Here is a 24,344-nt window from a genome sequence, read left to right as displayed (position 1 = left end):
CCTGTTCGCCGACACCCTCGACGACCTCCTGGGGCTCCGCCGCTGACTGACCTGCCCCTTGGCGGCTCAGCCCAGGACGAGACCGGGGTCCGGGTCGGGATCCGGCGTGGGGGCGGGGATCCGGTACTCCTCGGTGAGCGTGGTCATCGGTCCCGGCCAGGTGGCCTGGGCGACCTCGATGGGCTTGCGCCGGTCGTCGTAGGCGACGTGCAGCAGGTGCAGCACCGGGGTGTCGGGGCGGATCTGGAGTGTCTCCGACTCCTCGCGGCTGGGCTGGCGGGCGGTGATGGTGTCGGCGGCGGTGACGTACCGCCGGCCGGTGGCCTCCTCCGCCTCCTGGTAGAGGGGGCGGCCGAACGCCTCGCCCCGCTCCAGGGAGGTGCCGGCGGTGTCCGCCGGTAGGAACCAGGAGGCGCCCACCTCGACGGGGGAGTCCTCGGTGCGGACCAGGTGCCGGCGGCACAGGAGTTCGGTGCCGTCGGCGACGCCGAACGCGTCGGCCACCTCGGCCGGGGCGGGCGCCCGGCCGACCGAGACGAGCTGCTGGCGGTACCGGGCGGCCAGGTCGGTGTGGTAGCCGCGGAAGCCGCCGTACCGGCCCCGGGCGAGGCGGTTGAGCCGGCGCCGGGTGCCCCGGACGTACGTACCGGAGCCGGGCTTGGTGATCAGGATGCCCTCGACCCGCAGCTGGTCGACGGCGCGCTGCACGGTCTGCTTCGCGACGCCGAACATCTCGGCGATGGCCGGGATGGACGGCAGCCGCTCGCCGGGCCCCCAGTCGCCGCGGCGCACCTGGGCCTTGAGCTGCGCGGCGATCTGCCGGTGCGGGAACTCGGCCGCGCCGGGGTTGATCTGCATGCCCGCCTCCTCGAATGACATCTAGGTTCCTAGGATGCCGTACGGGACGTGACCTCGCCACCCCGGACACGCGCGAGGGCCCCGGATCGTGGCGATCCGGGGCCCTCGATGCACGGCGGGGGCGGCTACCAGGAGCCGGCGGTGGGACCGGCCGAGCCGCCTCGCCGGCGCAGGTACTTCTCGAACTCCTGGGCGATCTCGTCACCGGTCAGCGGGGTGATGCCCGCGTCGCCGACGCGTTCCTCCAGCTCGCGGACGTACTCGCCGAGCTCGGCGTCCTGCTCGGCGGCACCGCGCACCCGCTGCTCCCACTCGGCGGCCTCCTCGGCCAGGTCGGCCATCGGCACCGGCAGGTCGAGCACCTCCTCGACCCGGTGCAGCAGCGCCAGGGTGGCCTTCGGGCAGGGCGGGTTGTTGGCGTAGTGCGGCACGTGCACCCAAAACGAGACCGCGTCCACCTCGGCCCGGGTGCAGGCGTCCTGCAACACGCCGACGATCCCGGTCGGGCCGTCGTAGCGGGTGGGGGTGAGCTGGTAGCGCTGGGCGGCCTCCGCGTCCGAGGCGCTGCCGGTGATCGGCAGCGGCCGGGTGTACGGCACGTCGGCCAGCAGCGCGCCGAGCAGCACCACCCGTTCGACCTCAAGGCTGTGGCAGATCTCCAGCACCTGCTCGCAGAACGTGCGCCAGCGCATGCTCGGCTCGATGCCCCGGATCAGCACCACGTCCCGTTCGGTGCCCTCGGGGCTGGCCACCATGAACCGGGTGGTGGGCCACTCGACGCGGCGGGTCTCGCCGTCGGCCATGGTGACCGTCGGCCGGCTGACCTGGAAGTCGTAGAAGTCCTCCGGGTCCAGTTCGGTGATCTGCCGCGACTCCCAGACCTGCTCCAGGTGCTCGACCGCAGCGGTCGACGCGTCGGCGGCGTCGTTCCAGCCCTCGAAGGCGGCGATGGCCACGGGGGACCGCAGTACCGGCAGTCCGTCGAACTCGGTCACGCCGTCACCTCACCCTGCTCGTCGGGGGCGGCCACGGGCGACGGCCCTGTCGCCCGCCCGCCGTGCACGGTGGCGTCCCTGTTGTCCTTCACGTCTGTCAGCCTACGTGTCGGCGCGGGATGCGGCCCGTCGGCCGCGCCGTTCCGGCCGCCGCGCGGCCGGGTCGTCCCGCCCGAGCCGAGCCGAGCCGGAACGAGGCAAGTGCCTCCCGTCCCGCTGCCCGGGGTGATCCGGCCGACATAATGTGGGAGCGCGAGCGGGCGGCGACCCATCCACGAGTCCTCGCATTACCCTGAATCCGTGCGGACTTCGTTGCTGGATGTGCTGTCAGACCGGATCCTCGTCGCCGACGGCGCGATGGGGACGATGCTCCAAGCGGCCGACCTGACCCTGGACGACTTCGAGGGCCACGAGGGCTGCAACGAGATCCTCAACGTGACCCGCCCGGACGTGGTCCGGGGGGTGCACGAGGCGTACCTGGCTGCCGGGGCGGACTGCGTCGAGACGAACACCTTCGGCGCCAACCTCAGCAACCTGGGCGAGTACGACATCTCGCACCGGATCTGGGAGCTGGCCGAGGCCGGCGCGCGGATCGCCCGGGAGGCGGCCGACGCGTGGAGCACCCCGGATCGACCCCGGTTCGTGCTCGGCTCGATCGGCCCGGGCACGAAGCTGCCCACCCTCGGGCACACCGCGTACGCGACGCTGCGCGACGCGTACCAGGAGAACGCGGCCGGGCTGCTCGCCGGCGGCGCGGACGCGCTGATCGTGGAGACCTGCCAGGACCTGCTCCAGGTGAAGGCGGTGGTGGTCGGGTCGCGCCGGGCGATGGCCGCGGCGGGGCGGACGGTGCCGCTGATCTGCCACGTCACGGTGGAGACCACCGGCACGATGCTGCTGGGCAGTGAGATCGGCGCGGCGCTGACCGCGCTGGAGCCGCTCGGCATCGACCTGATCGGGCTGAACTGCGCGACCGGGCCGGCGGAGATGAGTGAGCACCTGCGCTACCTGTCCCAGCACGCCCGGGTGCCGCTGTCGGTGATGCCCAACGCGGGGTTGCCGCAGCTCACCGCCGACGGGGCGGTCTACCCGCTGACCCCGGTGGAGTTGGCCGACGCGCTGGAACGGTTCGTCGCCGAGTACGGGGTCTCGCTGATCGGCGGCTGCTGCGGGACGACCCCGGAACACATCCGGGTGGTCGCCGAGCGGCTGCGCGACACGCGGCCGGGTCCGCGTCGGCCGCAGGCCGATGCCGGCGTCTCCTCGATCTACCACCACGTGCCGTTCGCCCAGGACGCCAGCGTGCTGATGGTGGGGGAGCGGACCAACGCCAACGGCTCGAAGGCGTTCCGGGAGGCGATGCTCGCCGCCGACTGGCAGGCGTGCGTGGAGATCGCCCGCAGCCAGGCCCGGGACGGTTCGCACCTGCTCGACCTGTGCGTGGACTACGTGGGCCGCGACGGCACGGTGGACATGCGGGAGCTGGCCGGCCGGTTCGCGACCGCGTCCACGCTGCCGATCATGCTCGACTCGACGGAGCCGCAGGTGATCGAGGCCGGGCTGGAGATGCTCGGCGGCCGGTGCGTGGTCAACTCGGTCAACTTCGAGGACGGCGACGGGCCTGGCTCCCGATACGCCCGGGTGATGCCGATCATCGCCGAGCACGGCGCGGCGGTGGTGGCGCTGCTCATCGACGAGGAGGGGCAGGCCCGCACCGCCGAGTGGAAGGTGCGGGTCGCGGGGCGGCTGATCGAGGATCTGACCGGGCGGTGGGGGCTGCGCCGGGCCGACATCCTGATCGACGCGCTGACCTTCCCGATCGCCACCGGCCAGGAGGAGACCCGGCGCGACGGCATCGAGACCATCGAGGCGATCCGGGAGATCGCCCGCCGCTGGCCGGGGGTGAACTTCACCCTGGGCATCTCCAACGTGTCGTTCGGGCTGAACCCGGCGGCCCGGCAGGTGCTCAACTCCGTGTTCCTGAACGAGTGCGTGCAGGCCGGGTTGACCTCGGCGATCGTGCATGCCAGCAAGATCCTGCCGATGTCGAAGATCGCGGACGAGCAGCGCGAGATCGCGCTGGACCTGATCTACGACCGGCGTCGGGAGGGGCACGACCCGGTTCATCGCTTCATCGAGATCTTCGAGGGGGTGGACGCCTCCTCGGCACGGGCCACCCGGGCGGAGGAGCTGGCGGCGCTGCCGCTGGAGGAGCGGCTCAAGCGGCGGATCATCGACGGCGAGCGCAACGGCCTGGAGGCCGACCTCGACACGGCGATGGCCGAGGGCCGGCCCCCGTTGTCGATCATCAACGACCTGCTGCTGGACGGGATGAAGGTGGTCGGCGAGCTGTTCGGCTCGGGCCAGATGCAGCTGCCGTTCGTGCTCCAGTCGGCCGAGGTGATGAAGACCGCGGTGGCGTACCTGGAGCCGCACATGGAGAAGGCCGACGACGGCGGCAAGGGCCGGATCGTGCTGGCCACGGTCAAGGGCGACGTGCACGACATCGGCAAGAACCTGGTCGACATCATCCTGTCCAACAACGGCTACGAGGTCGTCAACATCGGGATCAAGCAGCCGATCACCGCGATCCTCGACGCGGCGGAGCAGCACCGGGCCGACGCGATCGGGATGTCCGGGCTGCTGGTGAAGAGCACGGTGATCATGAAGGAGAACCTGGCCGAGATGGCCGCGCGCGGGGTCGCCGAGCGGTGGCCGGTGCTGCTCGGCGGTGCGGCGCTGACCCGGGCGTACGTGGAGGACGACCTGGGGGCGGTGTTCCCGGGCCAGGTGCACTACGCCCGGGACGCGTTCGAGGGGTTGTCCCTGATGGACCGGGTGATGACGGCGAAGCGGGGCGGGGCGCCGGTGGTGGACCCGGAGCGGGAGGCCACCCTGGCGGCGCGTCGGGCGCGTCGGGAGCGGCAGCGGGCGATGGTGACCGAGGCGCTGCCGGAGCTGGACGACGCGTCGGTGCGTTCCGACGTGGCGCGCGACGTGGAGGTGCCGACCCCGCCGTTCCTGGGCACCCGGGTGGTGAAGGGCCTGCCGCTGGCGGAGTACTCGGCGCTGCTGGACGAGCGGGCGACGTTCCTGGGGCAGTGGGGGCTGCGGGGCGCCCGGGGCGGCAAGGGCCCGTCGTACGAGGAGCTGGTGGAGACCGAGGGCCGGCCCCGGCTGCGGTACTGGCTGGACCGACTGACCGCCGACAAGGTCCTTGAGGCGGCGGTGGTGTACGGGTACTTCCCGGCGTACTCGGAGGGCAACGACCTGGTGGTGCTGGACGAGAACGGGCACGCCGAACGGGCCCGGTTCTCGTTCCCGAGGCAGCGCCAGGAGCGGCGGTTGTGCCTGGCGGACTTCTTCCGGCCCAAGGGCGACCAACTCGACGTGGTGGCGTTGCAACTGGTGACCGTGGGGCAGCCGGTCAGCGAGTACACGGCGAAGATGTTCGCCGGCAACGAGTATCGCGACTACCTGGAGGTGCACGGACTGTCGGTGCAGCTCACGGAGGCGCTGGCGGAGTACTGGCACCGGCGGATCCGGGCCGAGCTGACGCTGCCGGGCGGTCGTACGGTGGCCGACGGCGACCCGGCGGACCTGGCGGGCCTGCTGGGCAATGACTACCGGGGCTGCCGGTACGCGTTCGGCTACCCGGCCTGCCCGGACCTGGAGGACCGCGCGAAGATCATGGACCTGCTGGGCGCGGAGCGGATCGGGGTGCAGCTCTCGGAGGAGTTCCAGCTGATGCCGGAACAGGCGACCGACGCGATCGTGGTGCACCACCCGGAGGCGAACTACTTCAACGCCAAGTGACGGGCGTAGGTGCCCTGAGCTGGAGCTTAGGTCGTCCAGAGGGCCGCTGAACCATGATCATGCCGTCGTCAGGCCGTCAGCGGCTTCCGGGCCGTCCTCGGCGACCTGGTCTTCACCGAACGCCGCATCAATGGCCCGGCGCGTGCGGTCCTCGCTGGTCGGCAGGAGGTGCGTGTAGGTCCGCAGAGTGAATCCCGGGTCGGCGTGGCCGAGGTAGGTCGACAGGGCCTTGATGCTCTCCCCGGCGTCCAGGAGAACTGAGGCGTAGGTGTGCCGGAGGACGTGCATCCCGTTGCGGCGGTCGTCGGGGATGCCCGTGGCTCGGATCGCGGGCTTCCAGATGCCGGGGTTGAACTTCGAGCGGCTGAGTGGCAGGCCGTCAGCGGTCGTCAAGTAGAGGGTGACTGTCGTGGGGTCGCCGGTCAGGGTTCCCCAAGGCAAGGTGACCTCTACGGGCGCGTACTGCTTGGCGTGGTCGCCCAGGCGGCGAGCTACTGAGGCGGGGAGGGGAACCTCCCGGGTCTTCCCGCCCTTGGGCGGGGCGAAGATGAGCGCGCCGCGCACGAGCTTGACCTGACGGACGACTTGGAGGATTGGTCGGGTCGCGTCCAGGTCGTCTGGGCTTACGGCGAAGATTTCGCCCTGCCGCAGTCCGCAGCCCGCGCCGAGGTCGACGGCTACTCGGTAGCGGTCTGGCAGCTTCGCGCGGAACGCGGTGAGCCGGCCGACTGACCACGGCTGGACCCTGGTGGCGATGTGCCGGGGGCGTTGGATGCTCTTGGCTGAGAACGGATTACTGACGATCTTCTTGTCGTCTACGGCGGCGTTCAGAATCATCGACACGTCGCTGAACAGGACCCGGCGGTAGCCGGCAGACAGTCCCTTCTCCTGCAAGCCGCGCGCCCACGCTCGGATCGTCGCCGGCTGGATCGACGCGATCGGCTTGTCGCCGAGGGTCGGATACACATGCAGCCGAAGTTCGTACTCGATGCGGTCGCGGGTGAGGAGATCGGTCGTCGCGGCGGCGAGCCATTCGTCGGCGTACCGCTTGAAGGTCGTACGACCGGCGTCGGGGTCGACGTAGGTGCCCTTGAGGATGTCGGCCTGGACGTTGGCGAGAAACGCTTGTGCCTCGCGCTTCTTCTTGTCGGGGAACGACTGTGACTTCTCTTTGCCGTCCGGAGCGAGGTACCGGACGCGGTAGCGCATTCCCTGCCCGCACTCTGGCTTGGGTTCCTGGCGGGATTTCCCGTCCGGGCCGACAACCGTCTTGTACCAGCGGTCAACGATGTGGGCCACGTCAGGCCGCCTTGGCCTGGTCGGCGAACCAGGCACGCACCATGTCCGGGTCGTACCTCAGATGCCGACCGACACGACCGGCAGGTGGACCGATTCGGCGCTTGCGCCAGGTGTAGAGGGTCTGGACCGGGACGCCGAGGTATGCCGATACGTCTTCGACGGTCCAGAGCTTGAGCGGTTGTGCGGTGGCCATGTCGTCTCCTGTAGGCGAGGGGTCAAGCAACAGCCGGGGCGGTACCGGCCGGGGTGGTGCCGAGTTCGTGGGCGAGTTCTTCGCGGCCGGCGGCTTGTCGTTCCCGGGCCATGGCGGCGGCGGAGTTAGCCAAGAGGGCGTCTCCGGTGGTGTGCCAGCCGACGCCGGCGAAGGTGAGGGTGCCGACGATCAGGGTGGTGTCGTCGTGGTCGTCGACGAGTTGGCCGCCGGTGGCCGGGTGCGCGTGGTCCTCGTGCTGTCGGTAGGCGCGACGGGTGTCGCGCAGGGTCTGGAAGGTGACGGAGTACCGCCGGGCTTTGGTGAGGAAGTGGCCGCCGAAGCCGAGCATGTGCGCCCAGCGGCGCAGTCGGGTGTACGGGTTGGCGTTGGCTGGTTTCGTCGGTTTGGTGTCAAGGGCGGCTTGACGCTGTGCGACGCAGACGGGGCAGGCCGTGTATCGGGTGTGGGTGCCGCAGTCGGGGCATTCCCAGCGGTCGACGAAGCCGGGCCGTGGTCGGGGGTCCCGGGGGCGTTGGGACAGGGGGACCGGGTTGCCGGTCGGGCGGCCGATGCGCCAGCAGGCGTCGATGAGGCGGGCGGTGTGGTCGCCGTCGGGGTCGGCGTGGTCCCCGATGGTGTCGGCGGTAAGGCGAGTGGACCGGTGCCCGGTTACCTCGGTGCTCTTGGTGGCGTACTTGGCAAGGTAGCCGGCGACCATGCTGTCGGTGACCTCACCCTGTCCGGTCAGCGAGATGGGTCGGATGTCGAGCTGTTCGCCCCAGGTGATCGGCCAGCCGTGCGGCCGGTCGGGGTGGGCGGGGGTGGTGAACGCGACCTGTGCGGCGGCGTGTCGGAGCGCGTCGACGAGGTCGGAGACTGTGAACGCGGCCGGTGGCGGGACGACGGCGGCGGGGTCGTCGGGGTCGACGCCGTCGAGGCGTACGAGGGCGTGGAAGTGGACCGCCCCGCGTGCCTGGAACTCGGCGGCCTTGCCGTGGGACAGCCGAACCGGTGGGACCGTGCGGGTGTTGCCGGCGGCGGTGACGACCTGGACGCGGGGGATGCCCCGGCGGCGGGCGAGCTTCGCCAGGTGCCGTTCCGCGGCCTGCTTGGTGCGGTGCCACAGTTCACCGGAGTAGAGGTTCCAGACGACCTGGTGGTCATGGTCGTAGCAGTCGGGGCACAGCGGCTGACCGAGGACGGCGTCTCCGGGTTCGTGTCGGGCCCAGCAGGCGGCGGGGCGGCCGTGGGGGCAGCGGCCGGCGGCCGTGTCGGTGGCGCGTCGGGCGTGGCAGGGGTCGGGCCGGCAGTCGCAGCGCTTCCGGTCCCGGCAGGTGTGCTTGCGAACCGTACGGACGTGGACCGGCCCGAAGGAAGGGGCGGTGAAGGTGGGGAACACGGCCGGGTGTTGGGCGACGGTGTCGGGGACGCCTTTGCCGCCGACGAGGCCGGCGCGCAGGAGCTGGTACGCGTCGCGTTGGTAGGTGTGGGCGCAGGACGGGCAGACGGTGGCGCGGCGGTTGCCGCAGGGGGTGTAGATGACCGCGTCGGGCATGCCGTCGGTGTGTCGCTGCTCGACGACCCGGCCGGTGGCAGGGTCGACGGTGAGGAGCTGCCCGGCGAGGCGAATCGGGCGGGTACAGCCGGCGGCGGCGCGGACGTGTTCGATCCAGCCGAAGTAGTCGGGGCGGGTGGCGCGTGCGAAGGCGGCCCCGGCGGCGGTGTAGTCGTAGACGATGGTGTCGGCGTTCGAGCCCACCCCCCGGGCCGAAGCGCGGGGGGTGAGGTCCAGCGTCGAGGCCATCAGGCCGCAGCCCCGTCCGGGGTGCGGATGGTGATGGTGCGTTCGGTGACGATGACCCGGCAGGCGCCGCACTGGCGCTTGGCCGGCTCGTGCCGGTGGCAGGGAATCTGGACGGTCTGTTCGCCGCAGCGGACGGTGACCGGTGCCCGGCAGGGACCGCCGGGGATGACGTCGACGACGGTGCGCCGGATGTCGTAGGGGTGCCCGTCCGGGTGGACGGGGCAGATGTGGGTGATGTGCTCGATGTCAACGAGGTAGATGGTCATCGGACACCACCACCGGTCAGGGTGGTGAGGAGCTGCCCGGCGGCGGCCGGGGTGACATCGAGCCGGTCGGCCAGCTCGACCGAGGTGATCGGTGACCCGGTGTTCTGCTCGTGCTGCACGGCGGCGAAGCGGGCCATGGGCAGCAGGTGGGTGGGGACGTCGACCGGCTCCGGTGCCGGCACGGTGACGGGCTCCGGCTCGACGGCCGGGGTCGGCTCGGGAACCGGGGCAGGGGTCGGGGTGATGGCGGCCGGCGAGGCCGGTTCGGTGGTGACCTGCTCGGCCACCTGGACGTGAAGAGGCTCGGCCGGCTCGACGGCCGGCGGGGCAAGGTTGTCGCCCTTGACGGGGGCGAGGACGAGTTTCACCAGGGCCATGAACGCCAGGGCGGGAACGGCGGAGAGGAGCCACCCGGAGATGCCCGGCTTGGCGACCGCCAGTTGTGCGGCGAGGGAGAGCCCGGCGGCGGCGATGAGTAGGAACAGCGGGTAGCCGATGGGCGCACCGGCCCGGCGACGACGCCGGATGGTGAGGAGGCAGGCGATGGGGACGAGTTCGGAGATGACAGCGTTGGCCCAGCCGAACCACTGCCCAGTACCGGTGGGAGAGTTGGCGAGGGTCCAGTCTTTGACGTGGGTGAACGAAGCAGCCCCGGCGAAGCCGGCGACGGTGAGGAGGATGAGGACCAGGACGACGCCCTCGATGCGGGGACCTGCGGTCGGCTTCACTTCTGGTCACCCCCGGTCGGGTGGGGGGCGGTCCAGCCGCAGACGTCGCAGTCGTGGAAGCCGCAGTACTGGCAGCAGTCGCTGCGGTCGGTGGTGGTCAACAGGTTGTTGTCGGCGCAGTTGTAGTCGCCGCAGGGGCAGGGAACGGACATGGTCAGTGGCCTCCGTGGCAGTCGAGGCAGCAGCCGTAGCGGCGGGGGATGTAGTAGGGCTGGAGAAGCCCGCAGACGGCGCAGGTGCGCCGGGCGCGTAGGGCCTTGGTGATGGCTTCCCGTTGGGCGGGGGTGGCGGTGCGCTTGGGCTTGGCGTGGTCGAGGCGGTAGAGGTAGGCGACGCGCTTGCCGCGACGCCAGAGGATCTGGCAGACGGGTTCCTGTCCGGCGGGTCGGAGGCCGGCGGCGCGGAGTTGCCGGCGGGTGGCTAGGCCGTCGGGTGCCATCCGGTAGGGGTAGGTGGGCATGCCGTAGCGGCTGCCGGTCGGGTCGTAGTAGACGGTCATGAGCGGTCTGCCCAGCGTTGTTGGGCGGCCTGGCGGGAGATGCCGAGGCGGGAGCCGATTTCGGCCCAGGAGTAGCCGAAGGCCCGTAGGCCGATGACGGCGTCGCCGATGGCGCGGTCGAGGTCGGCGGAGAGGGCGACGAGGTCGCGGAGTGCTTCGACGTCGCCGGTGGCTACGCGACGGCCGTGGGCGCGGATGATCCGCCGGGTGAAGGCGGCAAACTGGTCGTTCTCGACGACCTCCCGGCGCTTCTGGGCCGGGACCGATGGCGTCAAGGACGCCTTGACGGTGCTCACCGGTTTTCACCCCCGGTGGTGTGGAGGCGGTCCCACTCGGTGGCGGCGTTCTCCAGAGCGGTGATGACCTGTTCGGCGGTGCGGGTCGGGTCGTCGTTCCAGGAGTAGGGGGAGGTGTGTTCGTCGAGGAGATAGCCGTCCTCGTCGATGAAGAACACGGGCGCGGTGGCGTCGAGGTAGACGGTCAGGATTCCGACGGTCTGGCGGAAGGTGACCTGGGTGTCGGGGTCGAGGCCGTAGAAGTGCTCGACCCGGTGGCCGGCGCAGGCCATGCCGATGGCCCCGACGGCGCAGGCCGGCGGGGTGAGGATGTCGATGGTGGGGGCGTAGTAGGTGCCCTGGTGCCAGCCATGCCGGCGCAGGTAGAGGGCAGCCATCCGGAGCAGGTCAGCAGGGGTGACCATTCCGGTGGCGGGTGGGTTTTGGGTAGCCTTCACGGCAGCCACGTCCTTTCAGAAGGGCTTGGTGGGAGGTCGGCGGAACCGGTCTGCTTTCCAGGGCTTGAGCCGGTTCCGTCGGCCGTTCAGTTGGTGCGTAGCCGCAGGTGGCGGCGGAATCGGGTGGGGTCGTCGGGCAGCGGTACGGGCGCGGAGGCGAAGACGAGAATCCCGTGATCGGCGGCCAGCTTCAGGAGCGTGGCGAGTTCGGCGGGCGTGCCGACGACGAAGCGGTTGACGTATCGGCTGGTCGGTCGCGGGGTGCGACGTGCGTGGATGCGCTGTAGCAGGCTCATGCGGCGGTCTCCCAGTCGAGTCGGGTTCCGGTGGGTGCGGATAAGCGGGTGGGGCGACGGGTCCAGGCGGCGTAGTCGGCGATGCCGGCGATCTGGGCGTCATCGAGGTAGGCCACCTTGATGCGGCGGGGAGTGCCGCCTTCGGCGATGAGGTAGGCCGCGCCCTGGTTGGTGGGGGCGATGTCGGTGGCGGTGTAGCCCTGTTCGGCCCAGCCGTGACCGAGGACGATGTTCGAGCTGTTCGGGGTGGTGCAGCGGAACGCGGCGCGGTAGCCGAACAGGTCCCGGAGACTGGTGGGGATGATGTCGAAGGACGGCCGCTGAGTCGCGGCGATGACGGGGATGCCGGCGGCACGTCCCCGGGCGACCAGGTCGCGGAGCAGGGCGACGAACTCTTCCTGTTCCTGCTTGCTGCCGATGGTGGCGGAGTAGAAGGCGATCTCGTCGACGAGGACCGTGATGACGGAGAGTCCGTCGAGGGCGGTGACCTTGCGACGCCCGTGGGCGCGTAGCCAGGCGTACCGGTTGTTCATCACCGTTTGCAGGCGTCGCAGGACGTCGAGGGCGGCGGTGATGTCGGGGCCGATGAAGGCATCGGCGCAGCCCTCCCACTGGCCCAGCTCGACGAGCTTGCCATCCAGCAGCACAAGGCGGGAGTCGACGGAGAGCGCGGCGTGAGCGGCGATGGTGTTGAGGAGGCCGGATTTGCCTCCGCCGGGTTCGCCTCCGGCGAGGAGGTTGCGGTAGGCCAGGGTGATGTAGACGTGCTGGCCGAACTCGTCGATGCCGATGAAGATCGGGTCGAACATCGACAGGCCAGGCCCCACCGGAATGCCGGCGGTCGGGGCGGATGCCGTGGTCATGAGTGCCCTCCTTGGGCGTTGGTGGGCGCGGGAAGCCACACGAAGGAGCCCGTAGGGCTCCCCGCGTCCGGGTTGGGGTGGGGTACGGGATCAGAGCCAGTCAGAGATGTCGTCGGCGTCCGACGACGGCGCGGGGGCCGGCTTGCTGCCGTTGACCGACGTGGCAGCCTGCTTCTTGGGCTGGACGGGCAGGGTGATGGGCGCTGCCTGGACGTCGGGCAGGTCCAGGGCGGTGGGGACGACCGGCGTCGGCCGGTCGGTGGCCGGGGCGTCGGGGTCGATGACGTCGGCCAGGGGAGACGTGACGGTTGCGGTAAGCACCTCGCGCCGCTTGATGTCGAACCGCAGGTACGCGGCGTTACCGTCCGAGGCCCGTTCGACCAGGACGGATGAGGCGTGGCAGGTAACGGCGATCTTGTCGAGACGGCCTTCCAGGTCCGCCAGGGACAGACCGGGCCGCAGGTAGACCCAGACCCGTTCACCGACCGGGGTCGGTGCGGCCCACAGGATCAGCGGGAGGGAACCCGACTGGTTGGCGATGATGAACTGCGCGAAGCACACCCGCAGCCGGTGGCGCACGATCAGGCACCACACCCAGGCGACGACCTGGCGGCGAAGGGCAGGAACAGCGGCCGGAACACCGAGGACGACGGCGACGACGGCCAGAGTGACCAGGGTCGGAGTGTGGGTGACGAGCTGTACCCAGCCGGTGAGCAGCAGCACGGCCAGGACGATTTCCGGGGTCCACCACCACAGCAGCCGCAGCACCGGCCAGATGCGGACCAGCAGCCAGGCCAACGCGCCACACGGGACGCTGACGGCCGCGCCGATGAACAGCGCGATGATCGGGTGTACGTAGGCAGCGGCCACCACGGCAGCGAGTACGCCGATGATGACCGCAGTGAGGATGAACGCCATACGAGCGTTCCGGGCCGACGACCGGTGAACCTTGGCCTCGATGACCGTCACGGTTCCGGTTGACTTCCGCCCGAACGAGCGGCGAGGGCTAGACTTGGACACGACGAGTCCTCCCAAGTACGAGTTGGGTCGGATGAGTTGGAGGGCACGGGGTCGGCAGATGTAGGAGTCGGACCGACCCCGCGCCACTCATGCGGGGGATGCCACCACCACAGGTGGTGACGGGCCGGGAATGTAGGAGTCGGAACCACTCCCGGACCTTGGAACTCAGATCAGCGGACCGTCAGGCCGCTTCGTGCGAAGACACCAGAGGCTCACACAGCACGGTGAGCGAAGAACCTCACTTTGCCGCCGATGCACCAGCCTTCGGCTTCAGCGAGATGGCACGGAACGCGACGCCGTTACGCCCGTTGGTCGCCCACGGAATGGCCTCCAACTGCTCGACAGCGACGAGCTGTCCCACCGTCACGCCCGGCTTCTCTCCCGCCGTGGTGATGGTGATGATCTCGCCACCGGTCTCGTCGAGCACGAAGACCTGGGTGGACCACATGAGCCGGCCAGTGTTCTTCTCCGACCGCTGGTTGCCGTTCTGGTCGTTCTTCGGCTCCGGGTCCCTCGTCACCTGAACCTGCTTGCTCTGGGTGTCCACGTACAACTTCACAACAAACCTCCTGTGTCTCGGGCCAGGTAGTGAGCTTGTCCCCGGTGGACTTCTTGCTCTTGGCCTCTGCGGTAAAGACTCCCGGAAAGCGGGGGACAACCCATCCGATGGGCTGGACGACTATGGGACGTCTCAGCTACCTTGTAGTCGTCCCGAAGTCGTCCCTTGAGGAGTGTCCGATGCCGAACGACCGGCTACGCGATGCCATCCTGCGCAACGGCCTGACCCCTGTCGCCGTGGCGGAGCGGATCGGGGTCGACGCGAAGACCGTGGAACGGTGGATCACCCAGAATCGGACGCCGTATCCACGTCATCGGCACGCCATCGCGGCGATGGTGCGCGAAGACGTCCCATATCTCTGGCCGGAAGCGGTGACCCCGGAACGGGCATCGAAGATCGGGCAGAGTGAGATGGTCCAGCTTTACTCCCGGCGTTCCTCGGTGCCAAACGACCTGTGGCGTCGGCTGATCGAACGGGCCGAGCAGCGCATCGACGTGTTGGCCTACGCCGGCCTTTTCCTCGTGGAGCAGGACCCGATGCTTGTCGACGTCCTACGTCAAAAGGGCCTTGACGGTGTAACGGTGAACATCCTGCTCGGAGACCCGACGAGTGAAGCGATCGAGCGAAAGAGCGTCGAGGAGGGTGCGCCCGGCGTGATGGCCGCGAAGATTCGGCAGGTTCAGCAGTACTACAACCGGCTTGATAGTGCGCCGGGGGTGAACGTGCTCTACCACGACACGACCCTGTACAACTCGATCTACCGCTTCGATGAGGAGATGCTGGTCAACATGCACGTCCTCGGTATCCCAGCGCCACACGCGCCCGTCATACACCTACGCAAGCTCAACGGCGGCGACCTGTTCCGCACCTACTCCGACAGCTTCGACCGAGTCCTGTTGGCCTCGATGCCCCGACCCGGCGACGAGGTGGCAGCCTAGAGACATGGCGAGAACCGAGCACTACCACGACCCGAACGCGCCGAAGGCCAACAGCATCGTCGTCGCCGTCTCCGTCTTCGTCCGGGACGAGCAGGCCCGGGTGCTGCTTATCCGGCGCACCGACAACGGCCTGTGGTCCCTGCCCGGTGGTGGCCAGGAGATCGGCGAAACGGTCGCCGAGACGGCAGTCCGGGAGACCCGCGAGGAGACCGGCATCAGAGTCGAGGTGACCGGGATGGTCGGCGTCTACTCCGACCCCGATCACGTCATCGAGTACTCAGACGGCGAGGTACGGCAACAGTTCTCGCTCTGCTTCCGCGCCGTACCGGTCAACGGCACCCCGACCCCGAGCGACGAGTCACACGAAGTCCGGTGGGTAGCCCGCGACGAGCTGGCCGCGCTCGACATCCACCCGTCGACCCTGCTCCGCATCACCCACGGCTACGAGGAACGCCCCGAGCCCTACATTGGCTGACGAACACCGCCGGCAAGTCGCTGTTGAGTCCGTTGCACAGCGGCGACCATCTCCGGTTCCGCCCGACCGATGAACCGGGTCACCAGGTGCTCCGCCCCGTACCGTGACCGGATCTCCGCCAGCCGCTCCAACACCTCGAAGTCCTGGCCGTCCGGTCCGGTCGTCATGTCCGAGAAGCAGAGCCCGTCGGTCACTGCGGTTTCCTCCCGAGGGAACTCGGCGGTCAGGACGTCACCGAGCCCACGTTCCTCCGCTTCCAGCCACGCGCAGGAGTGATGAGCCACCAGGGCAGCAATCCGCTCGTTGAACCGCTCACGGCGCAACCAGCGCCCACCGTCGAGGGAGTGAAAGCCGGTGTCGACCAGATCGGGGCTGTAACCCACGTCATGCAGCCACGCCGACGCCACGAGCACCGCACGATCTTCGGCCGGGACCGCCGTGCTGATCCGGTCCGCCTTGGCAGCGACTGCCTGGACGTGACTCCACCGGCGAGGCAACGGTGTCTCCAACAGGTGTCGCGCAACTTCCCGAGCGGTATCGACGAGGTCGGCCATCCCGCCAGAGTACGGAGCGACCCGCTCCGCGCACCATCCCGTGTCCAGTCACCGACTGGGCGAGGGCGGCCGGTTGCCGGCGATGTGGTTCAAACTTTCTGTACGTCTTCAAGGCGGCCCTTGACGGGCCGCACGCGCCGCCGCCAGGGCGCGCGCCCGTCGCTCCGCTGGCGCTCCGACTCCGGCCACGCAGGACGCCCGGCGGCTGGCGCGGAGGGCGGGTAGCCCGGTGGGCCGCCGGATGACGACAGGCCGTTGCTCGGTGGGGTGGTGGGCCGGCAGCCGGCCGGGCCGCGCGGCGAGCACCGCGCGGCGTAGGGGAGCGCACGCCGGTCCGTCGGCGGCTGTCGGGTGGGTGGCGGGGTTGTGGTTACTGCGCCTCCGGCGGGGGCGCTCCGGCTCCAGGATGGCCGGGGGTCCCGTCGGCGGCTTGCGGTCCGTGGGTGGTTGCGGTGGGAGCCATCCCGCCTGCCGTCGACCCGGGCGAGCCGAGCAGACCACCGCCCGACCCGCCAGCGTCCGTACGAGCCGTCAAGGCCGTCTTGACGTGGCGGGCCGGGCGGCGGCCCGCTCCACAGGAGTGCGGGTCGACGGCAGACGGGATGGCACCGCACAATGGGAGCTTCGCGGCGTTCCAAGATGCACTGGCCTTGTTCCTGGGTAAGACCCGACATGCGAAATGGACCGGAATGACTGTCGAAAGCTGGGGAACGACGTATCTGGCTGGGCCAGGCGTGGCCGGAGGTACCTGGTGGCCGGTGGGAAAACATGTAGTTGAACATGATCGTTTGAAACAAATGCTTGCTCTGTCTGCTAGGCATCACGCGAGACAAGCGATCGAGTTGTTTGCTAATGATGACCAAGACGGCCTTACTCAGGCTGCCGTCAGTGCGGGCTGCGCCGTGGAGTTGCTTGCCAAAGCATTTATTGCCAGCGTTGAACATGGACTGCTGGCCGAAAAAGGCGACCGGGATACGATTCTCATTCTTTCCGGAAATGCGAACTTGGCTTCTGCTCGAATCGCTGAGATGAAGACGGTTGGCGCGTTGGAGGCTTTGAAGCTCGCCAAGCATCTTCATCCATCTTTATCTTTCAACGTCCAGTCTGACCAGGTAGTCTTGCGGGTCCGGAATGCGGCTGCCCATATGGGGATAGTTTTGCCGGACGAGTTGCGCGCGGCCGTTGCGGTGATGTGCCGTCTCGTGGACGGATTGCTAGCCGCCCTGTCTCTAAAACGTAATGACTACTGGGGTAGTCACGCGGTTGGAGTGGTTGACGAGATCCTTGACGTAGCCAAGAGTGAGGTTCGGCGCATTGTTGCCGCCAAAATTGCTGCCGCTGAAAGACGATTTGCCGGCCTGGTTTCCGGGCTTGATGCGGCGGGTAGAGTAGTCGTTGTTGCTGCCTTGTCTCGGCGTAGTCCATATATGATTGGTGACCACAACGAGCCTCAAGTTTGCTCTGCCTGCAAACAGCAAGGATGGCTAGTCTGTCACGTTGATGAAGGTCAGCCGGAAGTCGAATATGGCGATGACGGAACTCAGTATGCCTTTGCGTCGAGGACAGCCTACCCAATTATCTTCGAATGCCCGGTTTGCGAACTTGAGTTGGAAGAGGATGAGTTGGCTGAGTTCGACTACCCTACAGAGATCGAGCTTGAGCCCAACAATGACCCTTATTCGGATTACGAGCCAGACGAGGATTGGTTCCGTGACCGATAACTCAATCTGCCGCCACCGTGGCGATATGACGGTGCCCTTGGGCCGAGACTTGACGAGCGCTGGGTGACGACCGGGGCTGCCAACGCCGGACGCTTGCGGACGATGGTGGGCCGTGATGCAGAGGTCAACACCGGTCTGCAGCGGCACGCCGGCGGGCACAAGCTAAGCGCTTCCTGGCTGACTCGCCAGGCAACACAGCTACTACGGTGCGTATCAACCTGATTTCCAAGCTGACAGTCCGGCGAGGCCTCCGGACACCGGTGGTCCTGTTGCTGTCGACAGCAACGGTGACAGCAACAGGACTGAACATCGGGGGCCAGCGACGGAGGGCTACGGATCAGCGCCCGACGTCAGAGACGTGCGCAGACGCGCCCGGACGGAGCGCCCAGAACTTACAAGCGAGGGGTCGGGAGTCCGAGGGAGCCTCAAGATCATGCCGTTTCCAGGCCGTCAGAGGTGGACCAGAAGCAACGAACGTTGACCACCGGCCACCAACGAACGGGCAGCTCAGACGGCATCTTGTCCGTGTTGATCTACTACGCACTCACCCTCGATCAATACAACGCCAAGTGACGTCTTAACCCTGCCTGAGGTGCGCAAACGCTGCCCCGGCGGCTGTCTGGGCCGTCGGGGTCGGTCGGGCCGTGTCCGAAGGCGGCGTCGATCGGCCGGCGGGTGCGGTCCTCGCTGGTCGGCAGCAGGTGGGTGTAGACCCGCAGGGTGAAGCCGGGGTCCGCGTGGCCGAGGTACAGCGACAGGGCCTTGATGTTCTCGCCTGCGTCGAGCAGGACCGAGGCGCACGTGTGGCGAAGGACGTGCATGCCGTTCTGCCGGGTGTTCTCGACGCCGGCCGCCCGGATCGTCGGCTTCCAGACGTTGGCGTTAAACGATGGCCGGCTGAGCGGGTCGCCGTTGGCGGTGCTGAGGTAGACCGTGACCGTCCGGGGCTCGCCGCCGGGGGTGCCCCACGGCAGGGTGACCGGCACGGGGCCGACGGTCTTGGCGTGCTCGCGCAGGCGGGCCGCAACGGCGTCGGGTAGACGCCTCTACGAGGTCGGGGAAGCGGTCTAGGCCCGGGGCCGGCTACCGGCGAACTGGTTCAAACTTTCTGTACGTCTTCAAGACGGTCCTTGACGGGGGCCGCACGCGCCGCCGCCAGGGCGCGTGCCCGTCGCTCCGCTGGCGCTCCGACTCCGGTCACGCAACACGCCCGGCGGCTGGCGCGGACAGCGGGTAGCCCGGTGGGCCGCCGCATGTCGACAGGCCGTTGTCCGGTGGGGTGGCGGGGCCGGCAGCCGGCCGGGCCGCGCGGCCAGCACCCGCGCGGCGTAGGGGAGCGCACGCCGGGTCCGTCGGCGGCTGGCGGGCCGGTGGCGGGGTTGCGGTTACTGCGCCTCCGGCGGGGGCGCTCCGGCTCCAGGATGGCCGGGGGTCCGTCGGCGGCTTGCGGCCCGTGGGTGGTGGCGGTGGGAGCCATCCCGCCCGCCGTCGACCCGGGCGAGCCGAGCAGACCGCCGCCCGACCCGCCAGCGTCCGTACGAGCCGTCAAGGCCGTCTTGACGTGGCGGGCCGGGCGGAGGCCCGCTCCCCCGTGGGCGGGTCGACGGCAGACGGGATGGCAAACGCCGGTTGCGTTCACATTAAGGCTGGATACTCCTACCATGAATCAGAGCTGGCCGGTTCTTCTCGTCGCCGTGCTTGGTGTAATCGGCACCCTCGGGGCCGCTATTTCGACCCAGGTTCTTACCACTCGTCGTGAGGATCGTCGGTGGAATCTAGAGCGCGAACGAGAGCAAGCACGCTGGGAGCGTGAGCGGGTAGACCGAGCGGTGCAGTGGCAGCGAGAGGATGATGCTCGCCATCATGAGTCCCGCGAAGAGACCTACAAGCGATTCATGCAAGTGCTTTGGACTTGGGGTCGGGAAGCAGCTTCGATTAGAAGCATAATCGAGCCTGGACACGGGCATTTATTCATCTTGGATACTGACAAGCTTTACCAGGATGGCGTGGAGGCCGTAGATATTGTAGCGGAGTTGGAACTCGCGGCCTCCGCATCAGTCCGAGATTCCGCCCGCGAGTGCTGTGAGATTATGTCATGCTTTGTAATCGAATTGGATGGAATGCTTCCGCTGCCAGAGAATGCCGATGGGCTGGATGTGCTGCTTAGCCTGCACGACGCTTATAAGATGATTGCTAGGAAGACCGTCGAATTGATGCGCACTGATCATGGTCTTGTGTCTCTGGCCAAGGTCGATCCATATGTGGTGCCCAGTGCTCGGCCTAGTTCACCAGCGCCGTTCGGCTAGGTTGCCGATCGGTTCGGGCGCTCTGGGCTGGGTGCCTGGCTGGGTTACGAGGGAGGTGACCTACGCCGGAGGCCCATGGACGTTCACGGACCGGTCCGGCAGCTCAGATCCACTGTGCACCAGGTTATTAGCGGCTGATTGTTTCTTCACGCCGAAGGTGTCGGCGTGCCCGGTGCGTGCCCGACGTAGCGGTCAACACTGGTGATCAGCGGTAGAGGGGCGACGGCAAACCGGACTCTTTGTGCTCCGTTGCCAGCTTGTAAGGTCGCGGAGGGTGTAGATCAACGCGATCCCCAAGCTGAGGATCCGGGCCGCCTACGATGATGTCCGTGCCTCACTGGTCTGAGACTGCGCGCGTTGCTGAGGAGCTGGGCGATTGGGACCGAGTAATCGCGGTGGTAGGTGCTGCTGCGGAGTGCTACAGCACCGACTACGAGCGCCATAACGCACACCTGTGGCACATGGATCTGCTCGACCGCGCCGGGCTTCACGTCGAGCTGGCGGCACTCGGCCAACGCGATGTGCACGCTCGCAGGCGGCTAAACCGGCTGCTGTACGAGGAAGGCCGAAGTGAGGACCTGCGGCAGCGGGCACGGTCCGGAGATGATGGAGCGCGTTTTCTCCTCGGCCGCCTGGTCGAAGACCGGGATGGGGCGAGCGCCGAGGATGTGGGTGACTAACTGAGTGACAATCGAGGCGGACCGGCGCGGACACCGGTGGACGATGGCGGACCGAGAGCCCAGGGTACGACGGGAGAAGGGGCAGGTTGGCCCAGCTTGATCGTTGCCTGGCGGTCAAGGAGTAACCGGGGTGTGAACCGTCGGCCCTGTTGCTGTCGACAGCAACGGTGACAGCAACAGGGCCGGACGTCGGGGACCCGCAACGGAGAGCGGCGGATCAGCGCCCGACGTCAGAGACACACGCGGACGTGCCCGGACGGAGCGCCCAGAACTTACAAACGAGGGGTCAGCTCGGCCGGTTTCGGCGTCGGTGTGAGCCAGGCGAGGGGTTGGCCGGTCAATGCTGCGTCGGCGAGGTGGTGGGCGGAGTTGGTCTTGAGCGCAGCGCGGCTGCTGTCGATCCAGCGTTGGACGTTGTCGATGCCCTGGTGGTGGTACTCGACGGCTTGGACGAGGCATTCGAGTTTGTCGGCGTCGCGGGCGACGATGGCTTCGAGGGTTTCGCCGGCTTCGTATTCGGTGACGGCGGCGGTGATGGTGTCGGTGACGGCGGGTGGGCAGTCGGCGACCTGGTCTGCGGTGATGGTGGTGTTGGGTGCGGCGGTGAGGTAGCGCTTGGCGATGTGGGGCAGGTCGGTGGTGCGGGTTTCCTGGGTGTCGTGCAGGACGCAGAGCATGGTGACCCGGGCGGGGTCGGCTCCTTCCATGGCGGCGAGGATCATGCCGATCAGGGCGGTGCGGTGGGAGTGTTCGGCGATGGTTTCGGGGTGCTTGACTCCGGCGAACCACCAGCCGGTGCGAGCGGCGCGTTTGAGGACGCCGGCTTCGAAGATGAACCTTATCGCGGCGGCGTGCTGGTCGTCGCTCATCTGCCCGTCCCTGTGCCGGTGATGCCCTCTGTCCGCAGGCTGTAGACGATAGAGGTTAGTTCCTGGCGGGACTGCGTGGAGATCCGGTTGCTGTCGAGGATGGCGACGGCGCAATCGGCGAGGGCTTGCCCGGTTGCGGGGTGGTCGTGGACGAGTCCGCGTCGGGCGGTGAGCAGTGCCCACAGGTTGTGGATGTTGAGGTCGATGAACGGGTGGTTGGCGTCGAGGCGTTCGATCAGGTGCCGCAGAAGCCGGGGGCCGCGCCAATCGTCGATGGTGGTGGGCATGAAGGAGTCGTCGGGTTGGCGGTAGGGGATTTCGCCGACCCAGTAGGCGGAGTAGTTGAGGGCCGCGCGTTGGCAGGCGTCGTCGGGGTGCGCGCGGGCGATGAAGTCCCGTAGTGGTTCGGGGTCTCCCTGGTTGGCCAGGGAGGTGACTATGGAGCGGGCGTCGGGCCACATCGGTGACCAGGTGTGAAAGGCGGTCATCCGGTGGGTTTTGCGGGCCTTGCTCTGGGCGAGCCAGGCGGCGGAGGAGCCCGTGGGGTCCATGCCGGCGAGAAAGCATGCCTGCCGGTGCAGCAGCACGTTGGGGCGGCGCTGGGCTGCGGCGCGTTCGGCCAGGACGTGCAGGCTCGCGAAGAAGACGCGCTGTTCCTCAGCCCGCAGGGTCGGACCGGTGGCGACCGGGCCGCGTCGACGGTGGGAGTCGGCAGGCTTCTGATGAAGGTGGGTGTCTGGCCGAGGACCGCCCAGAGGATCAGGTCGGCCAGCCGGTGAGTGAGCACCGTACAGCCGAGGGGTTGCTCGGCGATGTCTGCCCGCTCGATCTTCGGGCCTAGCAGGGCGGCGAGGACCGTGTCGGCCTCGACGGCGTCCGCGACGGCGTCGAGTAGTACCGGATTCGCGCCGAGGCTGCCGAGCCGGTGCCGGACCCTGACGGCCTGGCCGAACGGGACAGCGAGGAACGGTCGCCGTCCTGACTCCCAACTCTGGACGGTCGCGCGATCGACGCCGAGTTCCACGCCGAGCTGTTCCTGGGACAGGGGGATGGATTCCCGAATCAGCTTCAGCAGGTAGCCGGTCACATCGCCGCGCGTCGGGGCGGATCGTTCGAACGGTGCCATCGCCATCCCTACGGTGACCGGCAGTCGACGTTTCTCGTCGCGGACTGCGACGTGGGGTGACTCCTGACCAGCTTATTCGTACTGCGGGTGAGTTCAACGCGCGTCGCCGTGATCGTAGCGTCACGGTTACCGAATGTGCCAGGTCTGATCCGTGTGAGTAAGGGCCGGGCCTTTGCTGAGGGAAGGTGATGTTCAGTGACGACACACGAACCCGTCCCGCCGTCATGGGCACCCGCTGGGGCGCTTCACCACCGGTTCCTTGGGTGGGCCGGATGACCTCCATCCCGCCAGAGGCTCTGCCGGTCGGGCGTCGGGTGGCGTACTGGCGCGGGCGGCGGAAGCTGTCGCAGCAGATGTTCGCCGACCGGCTGGGTAAGTCGAAGAGCTGGGTGGACAAGGTCGAGCGCGGTGTCCGCTCCCTGGACAAGGTGTCGACCATCCAGGAGGTTGCCACCGTCTTGCGCATCGACACGGCAGTACTGCTCGGTCGGGACGTTCAGCCCGCCGAGGTGACCGAGCGGACCGCGGAGGTCGAGCGGATCCGGGCGGCGCTGTCCCGGTACGAGATTCCCCTCGGCCGACCCGGAGGCAGCCGGCCGGTGCTGCCGGCTGTCCAGATGGCCCGCCAGGTCGCGCACGCCTGGACGACCTTTCAGCACGCCCGCTATACACACGTGGTCGACCTGCTGCCGGAGTTGCTGGCCGACGTCGAGCGCGCCCACGACACTGATCCGGTGGCGGGTCGGGTGCCGCTGGTGGAGGCGTACCGGATCACCGCGTCGCTGTTGGTCAAGCTGGGTGCCCCGAACCTGGCGTGGCTTGCTGTCGACCGGGCGATGATCGCTGCCACGGGTGACCGAGTGTTGGTGGCCGCCGCAGCGGTGCAGCTCGGTCAGGTGCTGCGCGCGTCTGGGCAGGTGCGGGTGGCGAAGTCTGCGATGCTGGCCGCCGCCTATCGGATCGCCCCACCGGTGATCGAGTTCGGCCTACCCCCGGAGTTGTCTCTGTGCGGAACACTGCTCCTCCAGGCGGCGTTGGCCGCCGCCCGCCACGGGGACGACGCGGTGGTGGCCGAACTGCTCGACGAGGCCGCCGCCCTGGCCGCCCGAGTCGGCGACGGGCATGACCACCACCGCACCGGGTTCGGGCCGACGGCGGTGGAGTTGGCCCGGGTCGCCGCAGCGGTGGAGTTGGGCGACGGAGGGGACGCCGTGGCCTGGCACGAGAAAGCGACCACCCGGGACGGCTGGCGGTGGCTACCCGCCGAACATCGCGCCGCGCACCTGATCGACGCCGCCCGCGCCTATCTCCAGGCCGACGACCCGATCAGCGCCGGCCGGATCCTGATGGAGGCCGACCGCGTTGCGCCGGCCGAGATCCGCCACCGACCAGCCGGCCGAGACCTGCTCGCCCAAGTCGTCCGCGACCCCACCGCCCCAACGGCGCTCATCCACCTCGCCGCCACCCTCGGGGTGGGCTGAGGATGACCGCGCCGTTCCTCTCCCTGGCCCAGATCCGCAACCGGCTCATCCTTACCGCCCGCTGGGTCCTCCGCGACCATCAACCCCGACCCGACGGCCGCTGCCCGATCTGCCGGACGGCAAACTGCCCGGTGGCCACCGCCGCCCATGACGTCCTCCGCGCAGCCAAGCAAGTACAGCTATGGAGTACAGCAACTCACCCGACCGAAACCGACCGCGACGACCCCCCAGCAGGCCGGATGACCTCGGACGACACCCGATCCGA

At 68.7% G+C, this 24,344-nt stretch carries 25 protein-coding genes and 1 pseudogene; 7 read left to right on the top strand and 19 right to left on the bottom strand.

Features of this window, described 5'->3' with window-relative positions; all coding sequences use genetic code 11:
* Nucleotides 1-66 precede the first annotated feature (66 nt).
* On the bottom strand, nt 67-858 hold the full coding sequence (locus ACQPZO_RS17760) for a GntR family transcriptional regulator (protein ID WP_433351054.1): 792 nt from the start codon (nt 856-858) through the stop codon (nt 67-69).
* A gap of 125 nt (nt 859-983) precedes the next feature.
* Nucleotides 984-1,853 carry a PAC2 family protein gene (locus ACQPZO_RS17755; protein WP_387018153.1) on the bottom strand — a complete coding sequence of 290 codons (870 nt, stop codon included), beginning with the start codon at nt 1,851-1,853 and terminating at the stop codon, nt 984-986.
* Between the two features lie 300 nt (nt 1,854-2,153).
* Between ACQPZO_RS17755 and metH the strand changes: the two genes are divergently transcribed.
* The gene (gene metH, locus ACQPZO_RS17750) at nt 2,154-5,669 is read left to right on the top strand and encodes a methionine synthase (protein WP_433342380.1); all 3,516 of its coding nucleotides are present in this window, start codon (nt 2,154-2,156) and stop codon (nt 5,667-5,669) included.
* A 57-nt stretch (nt 5,670-5,726) separates the two neighbouring features.
* Here the strand turns inward: metH and ACQPZO_RS17745 are convergent, their stop codons facing one another.
* The 13 genes from ACQPZO_RS17745 to ACQPZO_RS17685 form a co-directional block, all read right to left on the bottom strand.
* Complete coding sequence (locus tag ACQPZO_RS17745; RefSeq protein WP_433342378.1) at nt 5,727-6,968, bottom strand: tyrosine-type recombinase/integrase; 1,242 nt, start codon at nt 6,966-6,968, stop codon at nt 5,727-5,729.
* A gap of 1 nt (nt 6,969) precedes the next feature.
* Nucleotides 6,970-7,161, bottom strand: coding sequence for a helix-turn-helix domain-containing protein (locus tag ACQPZO_RS17740; protein ID WP_433342376.1), 192 nt, complete (start codon nt 7,159-7,161; stop codon nt 6,970-6,972).
* A 22-nt stretch (nt 7,162-7,183) separates the two neighbouring features.
* Nucleotides 7,184-8,965, bottom strand: coding sequence for a replication initiator (locus ACQPZO_RS17735; protein ID WP_433342373.1), 1,782 nt, complete (start codon nt 8,963-8,965; stop codon nt 7,184-7,186).
* Nucleotides 8,965-9,231, bottom strand: coding sequence for a hypothetical protein (locus ACQPZO_RS17730; protein ID WP_433342371.1), 267 nt, complete (start codon nt 9,229-9,231; stop codon nt 8,965-8,967). The genes ACQPZO_RS17735 and ACQPZO_RS17730 overlap by 1 nt, the downstream gene beginning before the upstream one ends.
* Nucleotides 9,228-9,959: a hypothetical protein gene (locus tag ACQPZO_RS17725; protein WP_433342370.1), complete on the bottom strand. Its 732-nt coding sequence runs from the start codon at nt 9,957-9,959 to the stop codon at nt 9,228-9,230. Before ACQPZO_RS17725 ends, ACQPZO_RS17730 begins: the two co-directional genes overlap by 4 nt.
* Entirely contained in the window at nt 9,956-10,111 is a 156-nt protein-coding gene (locus ACQPZO_RS17720; RefSeq protein WP_433342368.1) for a hypothetical protein, read from the bottom strand. The genes ACQPZO_RS17725 and ACQPZO_RS17720 overlap by 4 nt, the downstream gene beginning before the upstream one ends.
* A gap of 2 nt (nt 10,112-10,113) precedes the next feature.
* A complete protein-coding gene (locus tag ACQPZO_RS17715) occupies nt 10,114-10,458 on the bottom strand; it encodes an RRQRL motif-containing zinc-binding protein (RefSeq protein WP_433342366.1) in 345 nt (114 codons plus the stop codon).
* Nucleotides 10,455-10,754: a hypothetical protein gene (locus tag ACQPZO_RS17710; RefSeq protein WP_194823647.1), complete on the bottom strand. Its 300-nt coding sequence runs from the start codon at nt 10,752-10,754 to the stop codon at nt 10,455-10,457. Before ACQPZO_RS17710 ends, ACQPZO_RS17715 begins: the two co-directional genes overlap by 4 nt.
* The gene (locus ACQPZO_RS17705) at nt 10,751-11,191 is read right to left on the bottom strand and encodes a DUF6197 family protein (RefSeq protein ID WP_433342364.1); all 441 of its coding nucleotides are present in this window, start codon (nt 11,189-11,191) and stop codon (nt 10,751-10,753) included. Before ACQPZO_RS17705 ends, ACQPZO_RS17710 begins: the two co-directional genes overlap by 4 nt.
* An 86-nt stretch (nt 11,192-11,277) precedes the next feature.
* Complete coding sequence (locus ACQPZO_RS17700) at nt 11,278-11,487, bottom strand: hypothetical protein (protein WP_433342363.1); 210 nt, start codon at nt 11,485-11,487, stop codon at nt 11,278-11,280.
* Entirely contained in the window at nt 11,484-12,350 is an 867-nt protein-coding gene (locus tag ACQPZO_RS17695; protein ID WP_433342361.1) for an FtsK/SpoIIIE domain-containing protein, read from the bottom strand. Before ACQPZO_RS17695 ends, ACQPZO_RS17700 begins: the two co-directional genes overlap by 4 nt.
* Before the next feature lie 90 nt (nt 12,351-12,440).
* The gene (locus ACQPZO_RS17690) at nt 12,441-13,319 is read right to left on the bottom strand and encodes a hypothetical protein (protein WP_433342359.1); all 879 of its coding nucleotides are present in this window, start codon (nt 13,317-13,319) and stop codon (nt 12,441-12,443) included.
* 289 nt (nt 13,320-13,608) lie between these two features.
* Complete coding sequence (locus tag ACQPZO_RS17685; protein ID WP_088643449.1) at nt 13,609-13,929, bottom strand: hypothetical protein; 321 nt, start codon at nt 13,927-13,929, stop codon at nt 13,609-13,611.
* Nucleotides 13,930-14,108: 179 nt separating this feature from the next.
* On the opposite strand from ACQPZO_RS17685, the gene ACQPZO_RS17680 reads away from it, so the two are divergent.
* A complete protein-coding gene (locus ACQPZO_RS17680) occupies nt 14,109-14,867 on the top strand; it encodes an XRE family transcriptional regulator (RefSeq protein WP_433342356.1) in 759 nt (252 codons plus the stop codon).
* A 4-nt stretch (nt 14,868-14,871) separates the two neighbouring features.
* Complete coding sequence (locus ACQPZO_RS17675) at nt 14,872-15,342, top strand: NUDIX domain-containing protein (protein WP_433342355.1); 471 nt, start codon at nt 14,872-14,874, stop codon at nt 15,340-15,342.
* Here the strand turns inward: ACQPZO_RS17675 and ACQPZO_RS17670 are convergent.
* Complete coding sequence (locus tag ACQPZO_RS17670) at nt 15,330-15,896, bottom strand: HD domain-containing protein (RefSeq protein WP_433342352.1); 567 nt, start codon at nt 15,894-15,896, stop codon at nt 15,330-15,332. The genes ACQPZO_RS17675 and ACQPZO_RS17670 overlap by 13 nt on opposite strands.
* Nucleotides 15,897-16,498: 602 nt before the next feature.
* On the opposite strand from ACQPZO_RS17670, the gene ACQPZO_RS17665 reads away from it, so the two are divergent.
* Nucleotides 16,499-17,617, top strand: a complete 1,119-nt coding sequence (locus ACQPZO_RS17665) for a hypothetical protein (protein ID WP_433342350.1) — start codon at nt 16,499-16,501, stop codon at nt 17,615-17,617.
* Between the two features lie 554 nt (nt 17,618-18,171).
* On the opposite strand, the gene ACQPZO_RS17660 is transcribed toward ACQPZO_RS17665, so the two are convergent.
* Nucleotides 18,172-18,603, bottom strand: a complete 432-nt coding sequence (locus ACQPZO_RS17660; RefSeq protein WP_433342348.1) for a tyrosine-type recombinase/integrase — start codon at nt 18,601-18,603, stop codon at nt 18,172-18,174.
* 675 nt (nt 18,604-19,278) lie between these two features.
* Here ACQPZO_RS17660 and ACQPZO_RS17655 point away from each other — a divergent pair.
* Both ACQPZO_RS17655 and ACQPZO_RS17650 read left to right on the top strand, forming a co-directional pair.
* Nucleotides 19,279-19,923 (top strand): hypothetical protein, encoded by a 645-nt coding sequence (locus ACQPZO_RS17655; RefSeq protein WP_433342345.1) that lies wholly within the window; start codon nt 19,279-19,281, stop codon nt 19,921-19,923.
* Nucleotides 19,924-20,384: 461 nt separating this feature from the next.
* Entirely contained in the window at nt 20,385-20,603 is a 219-nt protein-coding gene (locus ACQPZO_RS17650; RefSeq protein ID WP_433342344.1) for a hypothetical protein, read from the top strand.
* A gap of 272 nt (nt 20,604-20,875) precedes the next feature.
* Here ACQPZO_RS17650 and ACQPZO_RS17645 read toward each other — a convergent pair whose 3' ends face one another.
* The gene (locus ACQPZO_RS17645) at nt 20,876-21,472 is read right to left on the bottom strand and encodes an HD domain-containing protein (RefSeq protein WP_433342342.1); all 597 of its coding nucleotides are present in this window, start codon (nt 21,470-21,472) and stop codon (nt 20,876-20,878) included.
* Nucleotides 21,469-22,598, bottom strand: a pseudogene (locus ACQPZO_RS17640) (helix-turn-helix domain-containing protein). Before ACQPZO_RS17640 ends, ACQPZO_RS17645 begins: the two are co-directional and overlap by 4 nt.
* A 272-nt stretch (nt 22,599-22,870) precedes the next feature.
* Between ACQPZO_RS17640 and ACQPZO_RS17635 the strand changes: the two are divergent.
* Nucleotides 22,871-24,079, top strand: coding sequence for a helix-turn-helix domain-containing protein (locus tag ACQPZO_RS17635; RefSeq protein WP_433342340.1), 1,209 nt, complete (start codon nt 22,871-22,873; stop codon nt 24,077-24,079).
* Nucleotides 24,080-24,344: the final 265 nt, after the last annotated feature.

Origin of the sequence: Micromonospora sp. CA-111912 (genome assembly GCF_050948415.1) — a bacterium.
GTDB lineage: Bacteria > Actinomycetota > Actinomycetes > Mycobacteriales > Micromonosporaceae > Micromonospora.
This window is presented reverse-complemented; position numbering and strand designations above follow the sequence as displayed.